Origin of the sequence: Mesorhizobium sp. (assembly GCF_024509055.1) — a bacterium.
GTDB lineage: Bacteria > Pseudomonadota > Alphaproteobacteria > Rhizobiales > Rhizobiaceae > Mesorhizobium.
Window position 1 is genome coordinate 1 of the sequence record NZ_JANINM010000306.1, and the last position, 1,932, is coordinate 1,932.

A 1,932-nucleotide genomic window follows, 5' to 3' on the forward strand; every position below is an offset into this window, starting at 1 on the left:
AGCAGATCGGGACGGCGATCAGCGACGGCCAGGTTTCGGGCTGGTACATTCCGAAGTATGTCGCCGACGCGCATCCCGACATTAAGACCGTCGACGACGCCATGAAGCACCCGGAACTGTTTCCGGCCCCTGAAGATCCCTCGAAAGGCGGTGTCATCCAGGGACCGCAGGGTTGGGGCGACACGGTCGTGACCGCGCAACTGTACAAGGCCATGGACGGCGACAAGAAGGGCTTCGAGTTGGTCCCGAGCGGTTCGGCCGCGGCCCTCGATGGCGCCATCACCAAGGCCTATGAGCGCAAGCAAGGCTATATCGCGGCCTATTGGGCGCCGACCTCGCTTCTGGTGAAGTATCCGATGGTGCGCCTTGAAATGGCGCACGACGATGCCGAGTGGGTACGCTGCACCTCAAAGCAGGACTGCCCTGATCCGAAGCCGAACTACTGGAAACCGGCCGAAATGGTAACGTTGGCCAGCAGCAAGTTCCTGCAACGCGACGACGTAGGTCCGGTCAAGGACTACCTCGGCAAGCGCAGCTGGACCCAGGCTGAAGTCGGCAAGGTCATGCTGTGGATGACCGACAACCAGGCGAACGGTGAAGACGGCGCCAAGTGGTTCATCAAGAACATGCCCGAAGTCTGGACGAAGTGGGTGCCGGCTGACGTGGCCGAGAAGGTCAAGGCCGCGCTCTAGAGTCTCGCCATCATCCAGTGGGGGCTTCGAGCGTTCTTGGGGCCTCCATCGGTGCGGTTTGATGCGTCGGCATAGCTGCTTCCCGCTGTTGGTCCCTGGTCCGCGATGCACCTCTTTGCATGGCGGCGTGCGCGATCAACGGCGTGTTCACGATAAGGCATCCCAACATGGATTGGCTGTTCAAATTCCCACAATTGGACCCTGAGTTTCTGCTGGCCGTCAAACGGGCAATCGACGGTTCGCTCAGGGCCCTCACGCGCGACTATGGCGACGCGATCGAGAACTTCTTCTACCCGCTGCAGCGCGTTCTGATCTTCTTCGAGGCGGTGATTACGGGGGCGCCTTGGCCGCTGATCGTCCTTGCGCTTGCCGCGATCGCATGGTTCGCGGCCCGCAAATGGAGTGTGGTCGCAGCGGTTGTCGGAACTTTGATAGCGATCGGGCTGATCGGCCTGTGGCAGGATGCGATGAAGACGATCTCGCTCGTCTTTACGGCAACCATTTTCTCCATCGCCATCGGCATACCGCTCGGCATCCTGATGAACCGTAACAGGCGCGTCGGCGGGGTCATGCAGACGGTTCTCGACGTCATGCAGACGATGCCGCCTTTCGTCTATCTCATTCCGGTCGTAATGCTGTTGGGCATCGGCCGCGTGCCTGGCTTCATCGCCGTGGTGATTTACGCCATCCCGCCGATCATCCGCCTCACAGACCTTGGCATTCGCCTGGTCGACAAGGAGGTCCTGGAGGCGGCCGACGCTTATGGTTGTTCGAGAGGGCAGAAGCTCTGGAAGGTGCAGATGCCGCTCGCCATGCCGACCATCATGGCCGGCATCAACCAGACGATCATGATGGCGCTTGGCATGGTTGTCATCGCTTCGATGATCGGCGTTCAGGGGCTGGGCCTGAACGTGCTGCAGGCCATCGCCAATCAGTACTTCACGCAAGGCATCTTCAACGGCTTTGCCATCGTCGGCATCGCGATCATTTTCGACCGCATCAGCCAGGCCTATGGACACCGGCTGCAGAAGCATCGGGGTGCAGCGCATGAATAAGGGCGACGCGTCGATCGAAATTCGTGACCTTTACAAGATTTTTGGCGGGTCTCCGCGGCAATACGTCCAAGCTGTCCGCGATGGGTTGTCGAAAGCCGAACTCGGCAAGGTGCATGGCCATATCCTTGGCCTGAACAACATCAACATCTCCATGCCGGCCGGCAAGATCCAGGTCGTCATGGGAT

General features: G+C 60.1%; 2 protein-coding genes and 1 pseudogene. All 3 read left to right on the top strand.

Going from position 1 to position 1,932, the window contains the following annotated elements; translation table 11 throughout:
• A partial coding sequence (locus tag Q0L57_RS13880) for a glycine betaine ABC transporter substrate-binding protein (RefSeq protein WP_296743514.1) occupies nucleotides 1–692 on the top strand: 692 nt, incomplete at its 5' end.
• A 167-nt stretch (nucleotides 693–859) separates the two neighbouring features.
• Nucleotides 860–1,747, top strand: coding sequence for a proline/glycine betaine ABC transporter permease (locus Q0L57_RS13885; protein ID WP_296743515.1), 888 nt, complete (start codon nucleotides 860–862; stop codon nucleotides 1,745–1,747).
• Nucleotides 1,740–1,932: pseudogene (locus tag Q0L57_RS13890) on the top strand (proline/glycine betaine ABC transporter ATP-binding protein); the annotation flags it as partial. The gene Q0L57_RS13885 and the pseudogene Q0L57_RS13890, both read left to right, overlap by 8 nt.